This window comes from Eubacterium limosum (assembly GCF_000807675.2).
GTDB classification, from domain to species: Bacteria; Bacillota; Clostridia; order Eubacteriales; family Eubacteriaceae; genus Eubacterium; species Eubacterium limosum.
Map to the genome: position 1 here is coordinate 2,997,031 of NZ_CP019962.1, position 20,823 is coordinate 3,017,853.

Below are 20,823 nucleotides of genomic sequence, written 5' to 3' on the forward strand. Positions count from 1 at the left end.
TCAATTGAGCGGTTCTTTTTATGTATAAGAGATTAGTAGGTAAAGAACGAGGATTTATACGCGCGGCATGGTTTTAGTCGCAACAACATCCACACCAGTGCCTAAAACGTCTTTGATGATGACATCGCCCATTTTGACAGGAGCGTCGACAACAATTTTGTCGATTTCTTTCATGACATCAAAGATTTTTCCTTTTGGCACAGCATCGGCTGTTTTGACGGGCAAACGAGCCATTAAAGCACCGTTGATCACAACAGTGGTCGGGATCACGCGTTTAGGATTGGTTACTTCTTCAATCCCATATTTTTCACCATTTTTGCAGGTGTTGCCCGTTACAGTGTATTTGCCGTCTTTTTCTTCAACGACCATTTGGCATCCTAAAGGGCATGAAATACATGTTACATTAGTTTTCATTTTTTTGCCTCCTTCGGTTCGACAATAAATTCTATTTTACCATTTGGGTATTTTTCCAGTACTTCTTTTTTGATATTGAAGTTTACCATTTCAGCAGGCAGGAATTTTCTGGCTTTTTTGGTAGCGATCTTTTCACCGTTAATATAGGCATTGACAACACTGTCGGCATAGACGTTGCGGACACGCATGTAGAAAGTCAGGGCATCGTCCATGTTGGCTAAAGAAACGTGCTGTGGTACAACATAGGAGATACCATCGCCGTTGACAGTGTCAAAGTTTGTTTCAGTGGATAATTCACCCTTGATATATTTGGCAGCACCTTTACCAGCCAGTACAGATTCTTCGGATACGAAGTCAACCAGGTCATGTACATGTACAACATTACCACAGGCAAATACGCCAGGCATGCTGGTTTCACGCAGCTCTCCGACAACCGGACCACTGGTGCGGCCGTCAATATCAACGCCTGCGTTGCGGGAGATTTCATTTTCAGGAATCAAACCAACGGATAAGAGAAGGGTATCACATGGGATGAATTCTTCTGTTCCAGCAATTGGTTTGCGGTCATCACCGACCTGCATCACGGTAACGCCTTCGATACGGTCTTTGCCGTGGATAAAGGTGATGGTGTGGGATAACTTCAATGGGATATCATAGTCATCCAGACACTGCACAATGTTACGAACCAAACCGTTGGAATAAGGCATTAATTCACAGACCGCCTGCACATGAGCGCCTTCCAACGTCATACGGCGTGCCATGATGAGTCCGATATCGCCGGAGCCCAGGATTACAACTTCCTTACCAGCCATGTAGCCTTCCATGTTGATGAAACGCTGCGCGGTACCGGCGGTGAAAACACCGGCGGGGCGGTAACCCGGAATACCAATGGCGCCTGAGGTACGTTCGCGGCAGCCCATGGTCAGGATAACAGATTTAGTTTCAATGGCAGTATAGCCGTCTTCTTCATTGATGGCGTGAACGATTTTAGTGTCGCCCTTGTCTTCCATGTCAAGAACCATGGTGTTCAGTTCATAGGGAATTCCCAGTTCAACAACCTGATCAATATAACGTTCTGCATATTCAGGGCCTGTTAACTGTTCTTTAAATGTATGTAAGCCGAATCCGTTATGGATACACTGGTTCAGGATACCGCCGAGTTCACGGTCACGTTCCAGAATCAGCACATTTTCAGCACCGTCTTTTTTTGCTTCTACAGCCGCAGCAAGGCCAGCAGGGCCGCCGCCTAAAATAACTACATCATAAATCATTGCTTATGCTTCCTCCCCGTTAGATTTTGTTTTTCCGCACAGGATATATGCTTTGTCCTTTGAATCGTACATAACATCATCCATTTCACAACCCAGTTCCCGCGCTAAGATTTCAACGACTCTCGGAGAACAGAAACCGCCCTGGCAGCGTCCCATACCGGCACGACAGCGTTTTTTAACACTCTTAACAGTGGTTGCACCGGCACTGCGGTGAATAACGTCAAGAATTTCGCCTTCTGTGATGGTTTCGCAACGGCAGATAACCTTACCGTATTTAGGATCTTTAGCGATCAGCTCACGTTTTTCTTCTTCAGACAGTTCGTTAAAGTAAACGTGCTTTCTGTTTTTAGGATTGAAGTTTTCATTTTCCTTTACGTCGATGCCCTGGCGTTCGAGCATTGGGATAATGATTTCTTCAACAACATACCAGCCGGCAGCCGGAATAGAGGTCAGGCCCGGAGATTCGTAGCCAGCGAAGTTGACAAAGTTTTTAACCGGAGATTCTTCGATGATGAAGTCGCCGTCAGTGGTCGTGTAGGTATCCGCAACAGGTGTGTTTCTTGTACCTGCGTAAGAACGAATAATTTTGTTGAAGCTGTTCTTTAAGGTTGGGCAGTTCTTCAATGCGTTTTCCTTAATGTAGTCAAGCTTATCCTGTGTGGTGGAGATATCACCCTTTTCAACAGGGGAGGCATCTGGTCCGATTAACAGGTTGCCGTGTACGGTTGGGGCAACGAGGATACCCTTGCCGTTTTTGGTTGGGCATGGGAAGATAACGTTGTTAACCAGTCCGCCAACTTCTTTGTCAAAGATGAAGTAGTTTCCTTTACGCGCTAAAAGCTTGAAGTAAGGTTCTCCAACCATCTTATAGATGTCATCAGCATAAACACCGGCAGCGTTGACAACAATTTTGGCTTCGATGTCTTCTCCAGTAGTTTTGATTAAGAAAGAGCCATTTTTATTCTGGATATTGGTTACCAGATGGTTCAATTTAAGTGTAACACCATTGTCAACTGCATTTTCAGCAACCTTGGCGCATAATTCGAAAGGTGAAACAAGGCCGGCAGTACCAGCGTATAAAGCACCGCAGATATCAGGGTTGATGTTTGGTTCCATTTCATGGACTTCATCCTTGAATAGGATACGCATATCCGGAACACCATTAACCAGACCGTTCTGATAGAGTTCGTGGAGCTTCATCATTTCGTGTTCAGTATGGGCAACGACCAGAGACCCGGTACGTTTAAAAGGAACATCCAGATCATCACATACTTTTTCATACATGATGTTACCGGCGGCATTGAATTTACCCTTTAATTTATAGGAAGGCGCATCGAAACCAGCATGAACGATAGCTGAATTTGCCATGGTGATCTGATTTCCCACATCATTTTCTCCATCCAACAGAACCACATCCAACTGAAAGCGGGATAACTCCCGGGCTATGTAGGAACCGGCAATACCAGCGCCTATAATAGCGATATCATACATAATAAATCCTCCTTGATTTGTTATAATATATTTAAAAATATAGACAAAGTTAGTTGTTCAATAAAAAAACCACACAATCTTCTCAGAAATTTAAAATACTAAGAAAATTAGTGCGGCTCTCCATTGCCATTGATTTAGTTTTTATTCTCCATCAGGTTTAAGGGGTTCATCTTCTCTATTATTTTGCTCACTTTTTATGCTTGAAAAGGCGTCCCATAACGGCTTATATGAGGTACTGGCAGAGATCGCACCAGCGTCGATACAAGAACGAACCTCTTCTTCTGTCTCGATAAACCCGCCAGTGATGATTGGAACCGTCAGTTCCTTTTTTACACTGTGGATAATCTTGGGAACGAGTCCGGGCAAAATCTCAACGGCGTCAGGCCGGATTTTTTTTGCCGAGTTGATGGAAACGTCCATGGCGGACGAGTCCAATAAAAATAAACGCTGTATGGTCATCAGACCTTCCTGCTTGGCACGGGCAACGAGAGAATTCTTCGTCGAGATAATGCCAGTAGGATTGATCTCTTCCTTCAGATATTTGATAAAGTAATTATCTTGGGCGTATCCTTTGATAAGATCCAGATGGACAAAGGCATACTTACCAGCGTGGTTCACATACTCAACCATTTTTTTGAGATTGTAGATGTTACCACCCAGTAAAAAGATAATCTGTGTGTCCGACGCGATGGCGTCGTGAATATCCTTGGGATTTCTGACAGCGGCGATGATCGGATTCGCTTGAAACATAAGAAAACATTTTCTTGTCGACATTAGGTCCTCCTTAGACTCATCTATGCCTGTATTCTAGCATAAAGGCATTCGGAGGTAAATAGTTTTTTTAGACTTTTTGTACTTTTGTTAAAGTTTTTGCCGGGAAAGTCCGAAAACTCCCCGACAAAAACCGTTCATTTTTACTTTTGATAACAAAGAGGCTTATTCAGCTTCTTCCCAACCCTTTGCACATTCTACAGCTTTTACCCAGCCTTTGTACAGTTTAGCGCGAACTTCGGAATCCATCATTGGTTCGAAGGTTCTGTCGATTTTCCATGCGTCGGTAACTTCTTCTTTACCATGCCAGAAATCTACAGCTAAACCAGCTAAGTAGGAAGCACCCATAGCGGTAGTTTCAACGATAGACGGTCTGTCTACTGGAACACCAAGGATGTCAGCCTGGAACTGCATTAAGAAATCATTGTTGCATGCGCCGCCGTCAACTTTGAGAGATTTCAGGGATACGCCGGAGTCTTTTTCCATAGCGTCCAGAATATCTTTTGTCTGGTATGCTAATGATTCAAGAGTTGCACGGATTAAATGGCATTTATTTGCGCCACGTGTTAAACCAACAATTGCGCCACGAGCGTAAGCATCCCAATGGGGAGCGCCCAGGCCAGTGAAAGCAGGTACCATGTATACGCCGTTTGTATCTGGAACTTTCTTAGCGAAATGTTCAGAGTCTGGGGAAGTATCGATGATCTTTAATTCGTCTCTCAGCCACTGGATAGCAGCACCAGCTACGAAAATAGAACCTTCAAGAGCATAGTCAACCTGTCCGTCAAGGCCCCATGCGATGGTTGTTAACAAGCCGTTTGTAGATTTAACGAATTTTTCCCCTGTGTTCATCAACAGGAAGCAGCCTGTGCCATAGGTGTTTTTAGCCATACCAGGTTCGAAGCAAGCCTGTCCAAAGAGGGCTGCCTGCTGGTCACCAGCGATACCGGCAATTGGAATTTCGCCACCGAATAAAGTAGTGCTTCCGAAAACACCGGAGGAAGGTTTAACTTCTGGTAATAAGGACATTGGGCATTTGAATTCAGAACATAATTTTTCATCCCATTTAAGTGATTTGATATTGAAAAGCATGGTTCTGGAAGCGTTAGAGTAATCTGTTGCGTGAACTCTGCCTTCAGTTAATTTCCAGAGCAGCCATGTGTCAATGGTACCAAATGCTAATTCGCCTTTTTCAGCTCTTTCGCGAACGCCTTCAACATGGTCTAAGATCCATAATAATTTAGTAGAAGAGAAGTATGGATCAAGAATAAGACCGGTATTGTCCTGAACATAGTCAGCGAAGCCAGGAATGGCGTTAAAGTCATCAGCATAGCTGGCGGTACGGCGGCACTGCCAAACAATTGCATTATATACAGGTTCGCCTGTTTTTCTATCCCAAACAACGGTGGTTTCACGCTGGTTTGTAATACCGATTGCAGCGATATCATCAGCGGTTGCGCCAACTTTTGCCATTGCTTCACTTACAACACCACTCTGAGTAGCCCAAATTTCCATTGGATCATGTTCAACCCAACCTGGTTTTGGATAAATCTGAGTAAATTCTTTCTGTGCAACGCTTACAATTTCGCTTTCATGATTGAATAAAATCGCTCTTGAACTTGTGGTTCCGGCATCCAGTGCTAATACATACTTTTTAGACATAAGTATAACCCCCTAAAATAAATTAAAATATATTTATTTAATTATGCTTCTGAAATACTATCAGCATAAATAAACCAAATGTTAATAAATGGTACAGTTTTCATTAAAAAAAGGCACAGACTAACAACATTAACATATTCTTTTTATGCAATGCGAAAGTGTGGCCCTCCTAGACTCCTGCCCAATATTTAGATAACAACAATTCTACTGACATGTCTGCGATTACATCACCTTTATATAAGGTGTGTCGCTCTCAGTTCGATTTAATGATATTATAGCACAATCTGGATATTGTGTAAAGGATTTACAATCTAAAAACAAAGTTAATTTTTTAACAAAGTCGAGAGGCGCCTGTTTAAGGGGCTTTAAGGGGATTCTGAAATTTTTTTCAGAAATAATCAGGAATCCCCCAAAAATCATTTTATAGATGAAAAGAGTGTTTTTTTGTTCAACAAACATAAAATTTTGCCAATTGAAAAATTAACTTATCAATTGGGTAAAACTGTGATATAGTATAAATTAAATAACCAAAGTTCATTAGGAGGGAATTCTTATGAAAAAATTTATCAATGATGTTGAAAACGTTGAAAACGAGATGCTTGAAGGGATCGTCGATGCCCATCCGGATTATGTTAAACGCCTTGAAGGCTTAGACGTACTGGTAAGAGCAGATAAAAAAGAAGGAAAAGTAGCGCTTGTCAGCGGCGGCGGCAGTGGACATGAACCAGCTCATGGCGGTTTTGTCGGTCGAGGGATGCTAGATGCTGCGGTAGCCGGCGCTGTATACACATCTCCAACACCGGATCAGGTTTACGAAGCAATCAAAGCAGTTGATGCCGGAAACGGTGTGTTATTAGTCATCAAGAATTACACCGGTGATGTCATGAATTTTGAAATGGCGGCTGAAATGGCAGAAGGCGACGGCATTGAAGTGGCTTCTGTTGTTACAAACGATGACGTTGCAGTACAGGACAGCCTTTATACAACTGGCCGCCGCGGCGTTGCCGGAACCATTTTTGTTCATAAAATTGCCGGAGCCAAGGCAGAAGCAGGCGCTCCTTTAGCAGACGTTAAGGCTGTTGCTGAAAAAGTCATCGCCAATGTGCGCACCATGGGCGTTGCCATCAAACCATCAACCGTTCCTGCAGCAGGAAAACCGGGCTTTGAACTGGCAGAAGATGAAATGGAAATCGGTATTGGTATCCACGGCGAACCGGGAACCCACCGCGAAGCTTTAAGACCGGCGAACGAAATCGTAGACCATCTGCTTGAAAAGATTTTAGCAGATATTGACTACTCCGGCTCCGAAGTTGCTGTCATGGTTAACGGCGGCGGCGCAACACCTGCGATGGAGCTTTACATTCTTAACAAACGTGTTCACGATGTATTAACCGAAAAAGGCATCAAGATTGCCAAAACTTTTGTTGGCAACTATATGACCTCAATCGATATGGCTGGGGCTTCCATCAGTCTGTTAAAACTGGACGACGAAATGAAGGAACTGCTGAACGCACCGGCAGATACCATTGCATTAACACAATTTTAAGTAATTCTTTAAATTAGATATGATATCATAGTGACAGGCCGGTTAGGCCTGTCATTTTAGAGCATATTAAAAATAACACAGAGATACGGAGAGGATATGGAGAAAGCAGCACGGAACCTCCGGCTCTGTGTCTTTGTGTTTCTTTTAATAGTAGAAAGGAATTAATTATGGCAGCAACAAAAGAAAATGTATTAACTTTTATTCACCTGTTTAATGATAAAATGCAGGAGCACCGTCAGGCTCTGACCGACATGGACCAGGCCATCGGTGATGGTGACCACGGTATTAACATGAGCCGCGGCATGAAAGCCGTTGAAGAAAAATTACCCACATTTGAAGAAAAGAACATTGACGATATCTTAAAGGGGGTTGGTATGACACTGGTTTCCACTGTTGGCGGCGCATCCGGCCCATTGTATGGCACTGCGTTCATGAAGGCTGGAATGACCTCCAAGGGAAAGGATGAACTGACCGCTGAGGATATCAGCGCAGCTCTGGAAGCTGCTATTGAAGGGATCAAGCAGCGTGGTAAATCCACCACAGGTGAAAAAACCATGCTTGATGCCATTGTACCAGCCAAAGAAGCCTATGATAAAGCTATTTGTGAAGGAAAAGGCATTGCGGACGCACTGGCGGACGCTGAAGCTGCTGCATGGGACGGCGTCGAGTATACCAAAACAATCATCGCAACCAAAGGCCGCGCAAGCTATCTGGGTGAACGCAGCATCGGACACCAGGATCCTGGAGCAACCTCTATCACCTATTTAATTCAGGCAGCGAAAGAAGCTGGAGAACAGGCCGGAGCGTAAACCATGGTAGGAATCGTTGTTGTATCACACTCACAGAAAGTAGCGGAAGGCGCTAAGGAACTGGCCCTGCAGATGGCGGCTGATGCAAAGATTGCAGCGGCAGGCGGTCTTCAGGATGGCAGCATTGGCACTGATATGGAAAAGATCACCAATGCCATCAATGAAGTTATGTCCGATGATGGCGTGATTATGTTAGTCGATATGGGGTCAGCCATCATGACCTCTGAAATGGCCATCGAGATGTCTGACAATCCTGAAAAGATTAAAATTGTCGATACTCCTGTTGTTGAGGGAACAATCTTTGGAGCGGTTGAAGCTTCAATTGGCTCTTCGATGGAACAGATTATGGACGTTTTAGCGCAGGCTAAAACCCAGCCAAAATTCTAATTAATTATTGCAGGAAAGAGGACCGTACGTTTATGCACGGTCCTCTTTCCTTTTTTTGATGAATTGTAATCGAGGGGGCACTATTCTTGAAATCTCATTAAAAATATGATATTATTGTAAAAATATTAGAAAAAAATATATTGTGCAAAAGGGTAAGGATGAATGCGGTATGAATGAAAAGCAAAAAAAAGCAGTTCTTTGGATAAGCGTGGTTGTATGGATGGGCATTATCTTTATGTTTTCAGCACAAAACTCCACAGAATCATCCTCCTTGAGCGGAAGCGTTGTCGGAGCGATACTCCATGCCATCAAGACTGTTTTTCCAGATATACGGCAGATAGAACTGAATCATCTGCAATTGTGGATCAGTTTTTTTATCAGAAAGGCAGCGCATGCCTCTATTTATTTTATTCTGGGCATATTAGTATACACTGCAATCGGAAAAAAAGTCAGCCGAAAAAAGCGTTTTTTGATGGCTGTTGCGGTTTGTTTCCTTTATGCGTGCACCGATGAGTTCCACCAGCGTTTTGTTCCAGGCAGAAGCTGTGAATTCAGAGACGTATGTATTGATACTGGCGGAGCGCTTTTAGGGATCAGTTTTGTCATTTTCATCAACTGGATAAGGCGCATCAAAAATGGCAGACCATGGAAAGAAGCCATCCGTGACATCCGTATTCATGGAATTCTCTGGGGGATTACCGGTGTTATCTTTGTGATTGTTTTATGCTGCCTTTACCTGTATCTCGGTAAGAATATCCTGGTGACCACAAAATATACCATGAAATCAGCGGATATACCGGAAGCCTTCGATGGCTATAAAATACTGCAGATCTCGGATTTTCACTCAAAAAAATTTCCAGATAATAATGAGGGACTGGCAAAAACGATTAATGAATTGGAGCCGGACATTATTGTGGCAACCGGTGATATGCTGAACGCCGCCCAGGATGATGACGGAGAGGTGTTTCTGGAGCTGATCCCAAAGCTTGACCCGGATATTCCGATTTACTATACGGCAGGCAACCATGAGAGTGTTGATGAAATAACAGATCCCAAAAGTGCGAGCGTATATTTTGAGCGTATTGCAGAGCTGGGGGTTATTCGTCTGGATAATGGGAAGGTCGTTTTGAATAAAGAAGGTGAGAGCATTGACCTGTACGGCTTGGAAATAGAGATGACCTATTACAGAGATCGAAGAAATCCGGATTTTGATAAGCTCAAGCTTAAATCGGAGCATATTGAAGAATTGATTGGTCCGGCAGAGGATTCACGGTTTGTGGTTTTGATGGCTCATAACCCACTTTATTTTGAAGCTTATGCCAAATGGGGGGCAGACCTGACGTTAACAGGCCATGTTCACGGCGGAATGATTTATGTGCCGTTAAAGGGCGGAATGTTTTCCCCAGAGTATAGCCTTTGGCCCCAGTATTATGCAGGGGACTATCATATGGATGATAAGGTTATGTTTGTAAACAGAGGGATTGGCAGCAGTGGAACCATACCGGTACGAATTCTGGATAATCCTGAAGTATGCTTAATTACCCTGGAAAAGCTTCAATAAAATGTGTTCTCAACAATGGGCAGTGCTGTTAATTTTTAGCAGCATAAAGTTTAGATGATTTATAAAATAAAAAATTGATTTATCGGTTGTTTAATAGTATAATCACTTATAAATAAATTAATTAGAAGGCATTATTGATTAAAACAATAATGCTTTTAATATGTCTGAGAACATGGGAGAAGTTAATGAAAAAAGATTCCAAGGATATGGCAGTACGTGTTGCATTCCTGATTTTCTTGGATGCGGTGGTACTCTTTTTATCCTATTTATTTGCGTTTTTGCTGACGTACAATTTTAAAATTCCCTTTAATTTTGTCAGTGGCGCGCGTTGGTTTTTAGCCATGGGGATCGGCATTAAGGTGGTTGTTTTTTTCATCACTGGTATGTACAACACCCTTTGGCGTTATGCAAGCATTGAAGAGCTCTGGCAGATAACCTTTTCTGTTATTCTCGCGAACATTCTGACCTTTGTGCTGTATTTTGCCATCGGCGCAGGGATTCCGACGACTGTTCAGATTCTGTCATTTGTATTTGACTTGATCATGGTAGGGGCGATCCGCATTTTCTATCGAACCGGGAGACGCATAAAACAGGGAGTCGGAGGTAAAGGCAACTGCAGGAATGTACTGATCGTCGGCGCAGGTGAAGCGGGTATTAAGATTCTAAGGGAGCTGGCGGCAGGCGAGATGAAAAGCTATGTCGTTGGTTTTGTGGATGATAATGTCTATAAACAGAAAAAGAAAATCAATGGTCTGACAGTCTTAGGCGGCCGAGAAGATATTCCCGAAATTGTTGAGGATGAACAGGTCAACGAAATCATCATTGCGCTGCCGTCTGTTCCTAAAAAGGAAATGAATGAAATTGCGGAGATCTGCCATAAAACAGGACGTCCAGTCCGGGTTTTACCCAGTTTTGATGACATCCTGAATTATGACGTCAGCCTCAGCAAGCTGAGAGACCTGCAAATAGAAGACTTACTGGACCGGGATGAAATCCATCTGGATAAAAGTGTCATTTCTGAGTTTATCAGAGGCAAGGTGGTGTTGGTGACGGGCGGTGCAGGTTCCATCGGTTCTGAGCTCTGCCGGCAGATCATCAAGTATCAGCCGAAGCAGCTTGTTATACTGGATATTTATGAGAATACGCTATATTATTTAGAGCTGGAGCTGCGGCGCTATATCCATGAACTGGAAATTGAAAGTGGCTATGCCATACGTCTGGATCTGGAGATTACAAGTATTCGCGATAAAGCCAGTGTCAACAGTCTGTTTGAACGTTATCGCCCGCAGGTGGTCTTCCATGCGGCGGCGCATAAGCATGTCCCGCTGATGGAGAAGACGCCAAAGGAAGCGGTAAAAAACAACATTTTTGGTACAAGAAATGTGTTGGACGCCTGTGTTGAGTATCAAGTCGAAAAATTTGTGCAGATATCCACAGACAAGGCTGTCAAGCCTACAAATGTAATGGGAACGACTAAGCGTGTTTGTGAAATGCTGATCCAGCTTTACGATCAGCATAACCGAACAGAGTTTGTCGCAGTGCGTTTTGGAAATGTTCTCGGAAGCAATGGCAGCGTTATTCCCATATTTAAAGAACAAATCGCAAACGGAGGACCGCTGACAGTCACCCATCCCGATATAGAAAGGTTTTTCATGACCATTCCTGAGGCAACACAGCTGGTTCTTCAGGCCGGCAGTATCGCCCACGGTGGAGAGATCTTTGTGCTGGATATGGGGGAACCGGTTAAAATTAAGGATTTGGCCGAGCGTATGGTCCGTCTCTCGGGTTATGAGCCTTACACAGAGATGCCGATTGTCTTTTCAGGCTTGAGACCAGGGGAAAAATTATACGAAGAGCTTTCCTACGATATGGCTGAATTTGATAAAACACGGTATAAAGATATTTTTGTTGAAAAGCCAGAGGTTTTTGATGAAATAGTAATACATGATGAGCTTGAAAAGTTGAAACAAATTGTTGATAGCGGGACGATGGCAGAAGTGATTGAGCAATTGAAAATAATCGTTCCAGACTATCACCCTAACCGTGAAACTAATATTTAAAAAGAGATACAAGGAATATAAAAATTCCTTGTATCTCTTTCTCTTTTAAGTTATAATTGTTTTTGTTATAATAAAATAGTTATAATTTAAAGTATATAAAATAATGAAGGGAAAATTTTGATGGAAGAGATTAGTTTACATGACATATTGGATATGTTAAAGGAAAACTGGAAATTTATTGTCATTTTAACGTTGTGTTTTATGATTGTGGTTTCAGTATTTACCATCTTCTTTATGAACAAAGAGTACAGCAGCTACACAACATTAATGATCGGTAAATCGGAAGGCTATTCTGATACAAATGCCAATGCGAACTATAATGAAGTATTGACTAACCAGAAATTAGTTGGTACCTACAGTGAAATCGCAAAGAGTAAAAGTGTTGTTTCAGAGGTTGAAAATAATTTAAATCTTGATTTAAGCGACGGACAGCTTTCTAAAATGATTGATGTTACAACCGTGAATGATACAGAGCTGATAAAGATTACGGTTACAGATAAAGACCCTGTTGAGGCAGCTAACATTGCCAATGAAACAGCGAAGGTGTTCATGTCCAATATTGGCGAATTGATGAAGATCAGTAATTTGCAGGTAGTTGACGCGGCAGAGGTCAATTCCAATCCAGTTTCTCCGAATTTAAAACTGAATGTTGCGATTGCCTTTTTACTTGGTATTGTTGTGAGTGTTTTTATTATCTTTATCAGAGAAATGCTCAATACCAGCGTTAAGTCTGTTGAGGAATTAAAAGAGCTTATTGATGGGGTACCGGTTGTCGCGGTTATACCACATTCTGAAGAGCTGATGACTCAGTCTGAAGGAGGTAAAAAATAATGAAGGATTCCATAATCACCTATAAATCTCCTAAAGATCCAATTTCTGAAGCTTTCAGGAATATGCGTACCAACATTACCTTTGCCGACATTGATGACGAAATGAGGGTTCTTACAATTACAAGCACAGGTAAAGGCGAAGGGAAGTTGACGATTATTGCAAATTACGCTGTTGCCCTTGCCCAGTCAAAAAAGAAAGTGCTTTTGATTGACTGTGACTTGCGTCGTCCCAGAATTCACCGCTTGTTTGAACAGCCCAATAAAAGAGGACTGACGAATATACTTTTAAGAGAATGTGAGCCAACAGAAGCGATCCAGACAACCGATGTGGAAAATCTTTTTATGATTTCTTCAGGCCCTATCCCGCCAAACCCTTCGGAAATTCTGGCCAGCAAGCGGCTTATTGAATTAATCAACCAGTTTAAACTGGCTTTTGATTATATTCTGATTGACGCGCCGCCAGTTGGCGTTGTGACAGATGCCGCGGTTCTTTCGCATGTAACAGATGGTTATATTGTAGTTGCGGCGATCAGTGTAACCAATAAGGAAGGAATACGCATGGCCCTTGAAACACTGCGCAACGTCAATGGAAATATTGTCGGTGTCGTAGCGAATAACGCGCCTGTAAGCAAGCGGAGCGGATATTACTATTACTACAGTGCTTACGAGGAAGATCAGCATCAAAGCAAGAAAGAGAAGAAGCAGCGGAAAATCAAAGAAAAAAGAGTAAAGTAAGGGGCAGACAGTATGATTGATATACACACGCATGTGCTATACGGTATCGATGATGGTTCCCCAACAATTGAAAACAGTCTTGAAATGCTCAGAGTTGCTGAACGGACAGGTTTTCGCGGTGTTGTTTTAACGCCGCACTATATGAGCTATACAAATTTTGTTTCCAGAGTTGCTGAGAATAAAAAAAGATTAAAAGCTTTGATAAAAGCAGTTGCGGAAGAGAATATCAATATACAGCTGTTTTTGGGAAATGAGCTCTATTACGAACCGGATATGATACAGATGGTTGAAACAGGTGAGTTTACCACCCTGAACAAAAGTAATTATTTTTTAGTGGAAACCATGCGGCATGATTCAAGCGTGGAACATTTGCAGGAATTTCTTTACCGGTTACAGGCAAAGGGATACTCAACGATTTTAGCGCATCCTGAAAGATATGACTTTGTCAGGGAAGATCCTAATATATTATTGGATTTTATGGATAAAGGAACCTATATACAGACAAACGCATTGAGCTTAACAGGTTTTTACGGAAGTGCGTCGAAAGAGACCGCTGAGATCATGCTGGAGCATAATATGGTCCAGTTTCTGGCCAGCGATGCGCACCGTGTTAAAAGCTACGAACTGATGGAAAGAGCATTGGATCGTGCGGAAGAAATTGTTGGCCGTAAAAAATTTGAGCAAATTATGAATTTGAATCCGGCAATTGTTCTTAGCAATAAGGGGACGATTGAGTGCCGTCCGGTCGAATACAGCCCTAAGAAAAAACATCATTTTTTCCCTTCATTTAAGAAGACCGGCAAAAAACGTTTAGGAGGGGTGGGAATTCAGTAAATGAAACATGTAAAGAATACAGTGATCGTCATTCTGTTTGTGGTGTTTTGTGTCCTTATTGTGTATGGTTTAAAAACCTGGAATAATGACGGCAAAAAGAAAGTCGCGGCAAATACGAGCCAGCCGACTGCAACCGTACAAAATACGGACAAAACCACTGCGCCAACGATTACGATCACCTCAAATAATCTTTTTAATGAAAACAATGTGACAAACAGCGATGTGTCTGTCGCGTTTAAAGCTTCTGATTTAAAGGACGCCTTTATCAATGGAACATCGTTGAACGATCCGCAGTCCCAGGAAAAGGTAACGGAGGCTCTGCTGTCTAACCCAGGCAGTTATGAGATCATTGTCGAAGACAATAACGGCAGTAAAGCCGTTATAAGGTTTTCAATTGACCCTAATGCGGTTATCTCTGAAGAAAGCGGAAAAAAGGCTTCTGAAATTAAATCTGAGCCCTATACAGGTGATATAGTACCACAGGCACAGGGACCTACGATTACTGCCCAGACACCGGCAGGGCTTGCAAATGGGGGAACCGTCAGTTCTGAGTTTGTAACCCTGGCCTACAGCAGTCCGGAGCAGATTACATCTGTTACGCTTGACGGCGAGGCAATGGAGGTCATTGGCACGGTAACGAGCTATATGTCTGGAAAACACACAGTAGTAGTTACAGACAGTAAAGGAGCAAGTTCTACCTTCACTTTTACAAACAATTATTAAAGCCATAAAAAAAGAACACCCAATGCGGTGTTCTTTTTTTATAGTAATTTTTATCAGACGCTTTGATCTTCAAAGATATAGGCATCCATTTTTTCACGGACCGTTGGAATATCAAATACCAGATAATACACACCATCAATCATCTGCCCATTGGCGTCATCATCCTGCGGGAAACGATTCTGCCGGATCCCCTGCTTGGCAAGTGAACCGTATTTGGCAGTCATATCAAGCATTTCCTGGTTAGAAAGGCTGGTGGTGATATAAGGGGCAAGATCACTGATCAGGCCTGGATAGCTGGTTACAGGCTGCTGGATCATTTTTATGACAAGCGCATTCAGGACAGTCCGCTGACGTTCAGTTCGTTTAAAGTCATTGCCGCTGGCATAACGGATTCTGGAATAAGCCAAAGCCTGCTCACCGGTTAAAAGCTGAGTACCGGACTGGTAAAGTCCTGGAATCTGGCCGGTCGCGATTTCTTCATCAGTGATGTCAATGCTGACGCCGCCGAGCATATCGATGATTTCAGGCATTGAGGTAAAATTGACGGACATAAAGTCTGTGATGTTCAGACCAAAATTTTCGTTGAGCGTGCGGATTGCGAGCTCAGGGCCGCCAAATGCATAAGCGTGGTTGATTTTATCCATTCCGTGGCCTGCGATATCAACATAAGAGTCACGCATGACAGAGGTCAGCTTGATGCGGTTATGGACATTGTCTAAAGTCAGGATCATGATCGAGTCGGAACGGCCAGTCTCGCCTTCAGCGGCGTCGATACCGTAGAGCGCAATGTTGACAATCTCTCCGTTTTTGTTTTCAGTAATACCCAGATCCTGAGCATTATCTGAAATATCAACCTTATCCATTTTGTTCATGGTATTCTGAATGTATGAGTAGGCATATAAGCCACCCCCCAAGATAAGAGCAAAAATGACAGCTACAATGATCAAAGCTGCTTTTTTTCCGGTGCTCATGCCGCCGGCTTTGTTTTTTCCCATATAAAAAGACACTCCTTATTTATTTTATAATTGACAATTATACCATATCTCCACTGCGCTTTCTATTATAATTCAAATTATTTAACAGGAACTTTGAAAAATGCAATTGTAACCGGGAACAATATTATCCATCTGGGACAATAGGGGGTGTATTTTGTTTTCGTAATGTGATATAATATGAGAAATTATTGGAAAATAACAAAGAAAGGAGGGAATACAGATCGAATCTGAATTTACACATTTACATGTCCACAGTGAATTTAGCCTTTTAGATGGTTTTGGAAGAATTAAGCAGCTCGTGAAAGAAGCAAAGGATTTGGAAATGAAAAGTCTCGCGCTTACAGACCACGGGGTGCTTTTTGGCGCGGTCGATTTTTACAAAGCATGCCTGGAGGAAGGCATCAAGCCGCTTATCGGCTGCGAGGTTTATGTTTCTCCCCGCCGTCTTGACCAAAAGGAAGGTAATATTGACACCAATCCATATCATCTGGTGCTGCTGGCCGAAAACAACGATGGCTATAAAAATCTGATGAAAGTCGTATCTGAAGGCTTTATTGATGGATTTTACTATAAACCCAGGGTTGACCATGAATATTTAAGAAAGCACCATGAAGGCATTATTTGTCTGTCGGCCTGCATTGGCGGGGAAATTCCAAGACTGATCATTGAAGGACAGCTGCAGAAAGCAAATGAAATCTGTCAGATGTATCAGGATATTTTTGGAAAGGGAAATTTTTTCCTTGAAATACAGGATCACCGTATGCAGAAGGAAGCGCAGGTCAATGAGGTGCTCATTGACTTTTCTAAAAAATATGACATTCCTCTGGTAGCGACCAATGATGTCCATTATGTCCGGAAAGCGGATGCCGAAGCCCACGATATATTGCTGTGTATTCAGACAGCGGCTTCTGTGGACGATGAGGAGCGGATGCGGTTTCCAAATAATGAATTTTATCTGAAATCCCCAGATGAAATGTCCCGGTTATTCATTGATGTGCCGGAGGCCATTGAGAATACCAACAAAATTGCCGAGCGCTGCAACGTGAGTTTTGACCTTGAAAGCGCCCATTTGCCTGAGTTTGAACTTCCAGAGGGAGAACCCTCTGCGGGTGGTTACCTGAGAAAGCTTTGTGAAGCAGGACTTAAGGCCCGGTATCAGGAGATTACGCCAGAAATAAAGGAACGCATGGACTATGAGCTGGATGTGATCCATTCCATGGGCTTTGACAATTATTTCCTGGTTGTCTGGGATTTTATTAAATACGCCAAGGATCATGACATCATGGTCGGACCAGGCCGTGGGTCCGCCGCGGGAAGCCTTGTGGCCTATGGGCTGGATATCACGACACTGGATCCCCTCAAATACAACCTGCTGTTTGAGCGGTTTTTAAACCCTGAACGAATCACGATGCCCGATATCGATTGTGATTTCTGCTATGAACGAAGACAGGAAGTCATTGATTACGTGATCAGAAAATATGGCGCAGACCATGTGGCGCAGATTATTACCTTTGGTACCATGGCGGCAAGAGGTGCAGTGCGTGATGTGGGAAGAGCTTTGAATATGCCCTACAATGCGGTGGATAAGGTAGCCAAAGAAATTCCGATGCACCCAGGGCAGAATATTACGATTGAAAGGGCTCTGGAAGAAAACAGCGAGCTTCGGAAGATGAAGGAAAACGATCCGGAGGTTTCCAAGCTTCTGGATATGGCCGAATCCATGGAGGGTCTGGCACGTCATGCCTCCACCCATGCGGCTGGTGTGGTTATTTCAGATAAGCCGCTGATGGAGTATGTTCCGCTTTACAGGAACGGAGACATGATTACCACCCAGTTTCCCATGGGACTCTTGGAAGACCTCGGGCTTATAAAGATGGATTTCCTGGGTTTGAGAACCTTGACGGTTATACGGGACGCCCTTGAAAATATAAAACACAGCCAGGGGATGAACATCAATTTAGACAACATTGATCTCGAAGACCCCAAGGTTTATAAGATGCTGTCCAAGGGAGACACCCTTGGGGTATTTCAGCTTGAGAGCAAAGGGATGATCGCTTTTATGAGAGATCTGCAGCCAGAGCATTTCGAGGACATCATTGCCGGAATCTCGCTTTACCGCCCTGGTCCGATGGATCAGATCCCCAGATATATTGAGAATAAAAAAAGTCCGGAAGCCATTACCTATCTTCATCCGATTTTGGAACCAATTCTGGATGTTACTTATGGATGTATGGTTTACCAGGAACAGGTTATGCAGATATTCAGGGATGTGGCAGGCTTTACCATGGGCAGAAGTGACCTGGTCCGCCGTGCCATGTCGAAAAAGAAAATTGATGTCATGAATCAGGAAGGTGAAGTTTTTATCCACGGCGAGGTGGATGAAAACGGCGAGACCGTCATTGACGGCGCGGTACGCCGGGGCGTGCCGGAAAATGTGGCAGAACAGATATACGCGGAAATGAAGGATTTTGCCAAATACGCCTTTAACAAATCACATGCCGCTGCATACGCGGTTATCGCCTACCAGACTGCCTGGCTCAAATGCTATTATCCGACAGAATTTATGGCGGCGTTAATGTCCTCTGTGATGGACGATGAAAAAAAGGTATCTAAATATATTGAGGACTGCCGTAAAAATGACATCAAGGTGCTGCCGCCGGATGTGAATGTCAGCTATGACAAGTTTTCTGTAAAAAACAATAAGATCTGTTTTGGCTTAGGGGCCATTAAGGGACTTGGGAAAAATGCCATTGTGTCCATTGTAAATGCCAGAGAGACCGATGGCGCTTTCAAAGGCTTTCGGGATTTCTGTGAGAAAGTCGATTTAAAGGCTTTGAATAAACGCATGGTGGAAGGCCTGATCAAAAGCGGCGCCTTTGACTATACCGGAAGTACCCGCGCCCAGCTTTTACTTGGTGCAGAGCGGATGGTGGATCAGGTGCAGCGTGAGAAGCGTGACCGCCTTGCCGGCCAGATATCCTTGCTGGATTTTGGCGGAAACAGCAGCCTGAAGGAGGACTTTTTACCCGATGTCGCACCCTTTACCAAGGAACAGCGGCTGGCGCTGGAGAAAGAGGTGCTCGGCCTGTATGTTACGGGGCATCCCCTTGAAAAATATGAGAATACCTTAAAAGAAAAGACAAACCTTAACAGCAGTATGCTTGACAGCTACGAGGACCTGAGGGATTCTGGGATCAGGGACGGCGGCGCGGTAATCATTGGCGGACTCATTGATGATGTCAAAAACCAGATCACCCGCAATGGCAAGCTGATGGCTTTCATGACACTGGAGGATTTATACGGCCGCCTGGAGGTGGTTGTATTCCCCAATACATTGGAAAAATACCGTCCTCTTCTGACCGTGGACCACGCGGTGATTGTGAGAGGTAAGATAAATTATAATGAAGAAATGAATGTTTCTGTAATCTGTGAGCAGGTCTATCCTCTCAGCCTTAAAACGGATATTCCGCAGGTGAAAGAGGAAAGAACAGCGTATGCGCCGGCTGAAAAGAAGGAGAAGCTGGTCATTCATTTTACAGATTTTACACAAAAGCCCTTGCTAAAAGAGATTAAATCCGTTTTAATGAAAACACCGGGTCCGGTACCGGTGGAGCTGCATTTTGAAAAGGAACATAAAAAATTTGGCGCAGATAAAAACCTGTGGGTAAGCGTCTGTGATGAATTAATAAATAACCTGGAAGCAATTCTAGGGCAGAATAAAGTGGAGGTACTCAAATGAAGATTGGTATTTTAACGAGTGGTGGTGACGCACCAGGAATGAACGCGGCGATCCGGGCAGTTGTCCGGACAGCCATTTATCATAAAATTGATGTTTACGGCATCAATCGCGGTTATGCAGGACTGCTGGATAAAGATATCAGCCCATTAAACGTCTATTCAGTCGCAGATATTCTGCAAAAGGGTGGTACCATTTTAAGAACCTCCAGAAGTGAGTTTTTCCCGACAGAGGCAGGACAGAAACGCGCAGCAGAGGTTCTGAGAGAGTATGGCATTGAGCATCTGATTATCATCGGCGGGGACGGGAGCCTGAGCGGCGCGCTGGCACTGAAAAAGCTGGGTGTGAGCGTTGTGGGAATTCCCGGCACCATCGACAATGACTTTGGCGCCAGTGATTTTACCATCGGCTTTGACACCGCTGTGACCACAGCCATTGAAGCCATTGGAAAAATCCGCGACACCACCTTTTCCCACAACCGGATCAATGTGGTGCAGGTCATGGGACGTACCTGCGGGGATATTGCCCTGTATGCGGGCTTCTCAGTCGGCGCGGAGGCATTGATCATCCCTGAAATTGAAACGAACCTTGAAGGAATCTGTGACCGGCTGCTGGCAGGCAAGGATCGTGGGAAGCTCCACAGCATTGTCATGCTGGCTGAAGGCTGCGGAAGCTACCGTGATTACTGTAAAAAAATCGAGGAATTGACACAGGTTACAACTAAAGGCACCAATTTAGGGTATATCCAAAGAGGTGGATCACCATCTCATTTTGACCGTAATCTTGCGAGCTTTATGGGATATAAAGCAGTAGAAGCCATCGTTAACGATAATACCGGAAATGTTGTGGTGCAGCGCAAGGGCGAGTACATTATGGTTCCCCTTGAGGAGGCGCTGGAAACACCAAAAGCTTTCCGTAAAGATATGTATAAAATTGCGAAGATTCTGTCCATTTAACGATTCAAGAAGTTTGACATAAATAATAATATAAAGTGAGGT

General features: G+C 43.6%; 17 protein-coding genes. 11 read left to right on the top strand and 6 right to left on the bottom strand.

All coding sequences use genetic code 11. The features are described from left to right. Nucleotides 1–54: 54 nt before the first annotated feature. From B2M23_RS14005 to glpK, 5 genes are all read right to left on the bottom strand, one after another. Entirely contained in the window at nucleotides 55–414 is a 360-nt protein-coding gene (locus B2M23_RS14005; RefSeq protein WP_013381377.1) for a DUF1667 domain-containing protein, read from the bottom strand. Next, a complete protein-coding gene (locus tag B2M23_RS14010; protein WP_038350671.1) occupies nucleotides 411–1,685 on the bottom strand; it encodes an NAD(P)/FAD-dependent oxidoreductase in 1,275 nt (424 codons plus the stop codon). Before B2M23_RS14010 ends, B2M23_RS14005 begins: the two co-directional genes overlap by 4 nt. A 3-nt stretch (nucleotides 1,686–1,688) precedes the next feature. Next, nucleotides 1,689–3,176, bottom strand: coding sequence for an NAD(P)/FAD-dependent oxidoreductase (locus B2M23_RS14015; protein ID WP_038350670.1), 1,488 nt, complete (start codon nucleotides 3,174–3,176; stop codon nucleotides 1,689–1,691). Between the two features lie 141 nt (nucleotides 3,177–3,317). Next, nucleotides 3,318–3,950, bottom strand: coding sequence for a glycerol-3-phosphate responsive antiterminator (locus B2M23_RS14020; protein WP_052237021.1), 633 nt, complete (start codon nucleotides 3,948–3,950; stop codon nucleotides 3,318–3,320). Between the two features lie 162 nt (nucleotides 3,951–4,112). Then, entirely contained in the window at nucleotides 4,113–5,609 is a 1,497-nt protein-coding gene (gene glpK / locus B2M23_RS14025; protein WP_038350669.1) for a glycerol kinase GlpK, read from the bottom strand. Nucleotides 5,610–6,162: 553 nt separating this feature from the next. Between glpK and dhaK the strand changes: the two genes are divergently transcribed. The 9 genes from dhaK to B2M23_RS14070 all read left to right on the top strand — a co-directional run bounded on the left by dhaK (nucleotide 6,163) and on the right by B2M23_RS14070 (nucleotide 15,094). Beyond that, the gene (dhaK, locus tag B2M23_RS14030; protein WP_038350668.1) at nucleotides 6,163–7,155 is read left to right on the top strand and encodes a dihydroxyacetone kinase subunit DhaK; all 993 of its coding nucleotides are present in this window, start codon (nucleotides 6,163–6,165) and stop codon (nucleotides 7,153–7,155) included. Nucleotides 7,156–7,322: 167 nt separating this feature from the next. Next, a complete protein-coding gene (gene dhaL / locus B2M23_RS14035) occupies nucleotides 7,323–7,964 on the top strand; it encodes a dihydroxyacetone kinase subunit DhaL (RefSeq protein ID WP_052237020.1) in 642 nt (213 codons plus the stop codon). A 3-nt stretch (nucleotides 7,965–7,967) separates the two neighbouring features. Then, nucleotides 7,968–8,351 carry a dihydroxyacetone kinase phosphoryl donor subunit DhaM gene (gene dhaM / locus B2M23_RS14040; protein ID WP_013381369.1) on the top strand — a complete coding sequence of 128 codons (384 nt, stop codon included), beginning with the start codon at nucleotides 7,968–7,970 and terminating at the stop codon, nucleotides 8,349–8,351. Nucleotides 8,352–8,520: 169 nt separating this feature from the next. After that, complete coding sequence (locus tag B2M23_RS14045) at nucleotides 8,521–9,912, top strand: VanZ family protein (RefSeq protein WP_052237019.1); 1,392 nt, start codon at nucleotides 8,521–8,523, stop codon at nucleotides 9,910–9,912. A gap of 185 nt (nucleotides 9,913–10,097) precedes the next feature. Beyond that, complete coding sequence (locus B2M23_RS14050; protein ID WP_038350667.1) at nucleotides 10,098–11,972, top strand: polysaccharide biosynthesis protein; 1,875 nt, start codon at nucleotides 10,098–10,100, stop codon at nucleotides 11,970–11,972. A gap of 120 nt (nucleotides 11,973–12,092) precedes the next feature. Then, entirely contained in the window at nucleotides 12,093–12,803 is a 711-nt protein-coding gene (locus tag B2M23_RS14055; RefSeq protein ID WP_052237018.1) for a YveK family protein, read from the top strand. Next, nucleotides 12,803–13,537: a CpsD/CapB family tyrosine-protein kinase gene (locus tag B2M23_RS14060; protein WP_038350666.1), complete on the top strand. Its 735-nt coding sequence runs from the start codon at nucleotides 12,803–12,805 to the stop codon at nucleotides 13,535–13,537. Before B2M23_RS14055 ends, B2M23_RS14060 begins: the two co-directional genes overlap by 1 nt. 12 nt (nucleotides 13,538–13,549) lie before the next feature. Next, nucleotides 13,550–14,371, top strand: a complete 822-nt coding sequence (locus B2M23_RS14065) for a tyrosine-protein phosphatase (RefSeq protein ID WP_038350665.1) — start codon at nucleotides 13,550–13,552, stop codon at nucleotides 14,369–14,371. Beyond that, nucleotides 14,372–15,094, top strand: a complete 723-nt coding sequence (locus B2M23_RS14070) for a hypothetical protein (RefSeq protein ID WP_038350664.1) — start codon at nucleotides 14,372–14,374, stop codon at nucleotides 15,092–15,094. A gap of 53 nt (nucleotides 15,095–15,147) precedes the next feature. On the opposite strand, the gene B2M23_RS14075 is transcribed toward B2M23_RS14070, so the two are convergent. Continuing rightward, nucleotides 15,148–16,089, bottom strand: coding sequence for an LCP family protein (locus B2M23_RS14075; RefSeq protein ID WP_013381362.1), 942 nt, complete (start codon nucleotides 16,087–16,089; stop codon nucleotides 15,148–15,150). A gap of 220 nt (nucleotides 16,090–16,309) precedes the next feature. Here B2M23_RS14075 and B2M23_RS14080 point away from each other — a divergent pair, with 220 nt between their 5' ends. Both B2M23_RS14080 and pfkA read left to right on the top strand, forming a co-directional pair. Next, complete coding sequence (locus B2M23_RS14080; RefSeq protein ID WP_038350663.1) at nucleotides 16,310–19,828, top strand: DNA polymerase III subunit alpha; 3,519 nt, start codon at nucleotides 16,310–16,312, stop codon at nucleotides 19,826–19,828. Then, nucleotides 19,825–20,781 (top strand): 6-phosphofructokinase, encoded by a 957-nt coding sequence (pfkA, locus tag B2M23_RS14085; protein WP_013381359.1) that lies wholly within the window; start codon nucleotides 19,825–19,827, stop codon nucleotides 20,779–20,781. The genes B2M23_RS14080 and pfkA overlap by 4 nt, the downstream gene beginning before the upstream one ends. The last annotated feature ends 42 nt before the right edge of the window (nucleotides 20,782–20,823 follow it).

Excerpts from the sequence above, each read along its gene's own strand:
- B2M23_RS14005 (WP_013381377.1), bottom strand. The coding sequence starts at position 414 with ATGAAAACTAATGTAACATGTATTTCATGCCCTTTAGGATGCCAAATG.
- B2M23_RS14010 (WP_038350671.1), bottom strand. The coding sequence starts at position 1,685 with ATGATTTATGATGTAGTTATTTTAGGCGGCGGCCCTGCTGGCCTTGCT.
- B2M23_RS14015 (WP_038350670.1), bottom strand. The coding sequence starts at position 3,176 with ATGTATGATATCGCTATTATAGGCGCTGGTATTGCCGGTTCCTACATA.
- B2M23_RS14020 (WP_052237021.1), bottom strand. The coding sequence starts at position 3,950 with ATGTCGACAAGAAAATGTTTTCTTATGTTTCAAGCGAATCCGATCATC.
- glpK (WP_038350669.1), bottom strand. The coding sequence starts at position 5,609 with ATGTCTAAAAAGTATGTATTAGCACTGGATGCCGGAACCACAAGTTCA.
- dhaK (WP_038350668.1), top strand. The coding sequence starts at position 6,163 with ATGAAAAAATTTATCAATGATGTTGAAAACGTTGAAAACGAGATGCTT.
- dhaL (WP_052237020.1), top strand. The coding sequence starts at position 7,323 with ATGGCAGCAACAAAAGAAAATGTATTAACTTTTATTCACCTGTTTAAT.
- dhaM (WP_013381369.1), top strand. The coding sequence starts at position 7,968 with ATGGTAGGAATCGTTGTTGTATCACACTCACAGAAAGTAGCGGAAGGC.
- B2M23_RS14045 (WP_052237019.1), top strand. The coding sequence starts at position 8,521 with ATGAATGAAAAGCAAAAAAAAGCAGTTCTTTGGATAAGCGTGGTTGTA.
- B2M23_RS14050 (WP_038350667.1), top strand. The coding sequence starts at position 10,098 with ATGAAAAAAGATTCCAAGGATATGGCAGTACGTGTTGCATTCCTGATT.
- B2M23_RS14055 (WP_052237018.1), top strand. The coding sequence starts at position 12,093 with ATGGAAGAGATTAGTTTACATGACATATTGGATATGTTAAAGGAAAAC.
- B2M23_RS14060 (WP_038350666.1), top strand. The coding sequence starts at position 12,803 with ATGAAGGATTCCATAATCACCTATAAATCTCCTAAAGATCCAATTTCT.
- B2M23_RS14065 (WP_038350665.1), top strand. The coding sequence starts at position 13,550 with ATGATTGATATACACACGCATGTGCTATACGGTATCGATGATGGTTCC.
- B2M23_RS14070 (WP_038350664.1), top strand. The coding sequence starts at position 14,372 with ATGAAACATGTAAAGAATACAGTGATCGTCATTCTGTTTGTGGTGTTT.
- B2M23_RS14075 (WP_013381362.1), bottom strand. The coding sequence starts at position 16,089 with ATGGGAAAAAACAAAGCCGGCGGCATGAGCACCGGAAAAAAAGCAGCT.
- pfkA (WP_013381359.1), top strand. The coding sequence starts at position 19,825 with ATGAAGATTGGTATTTTAACGAGTGGTGGTGACGCACCAGGAATGAAC.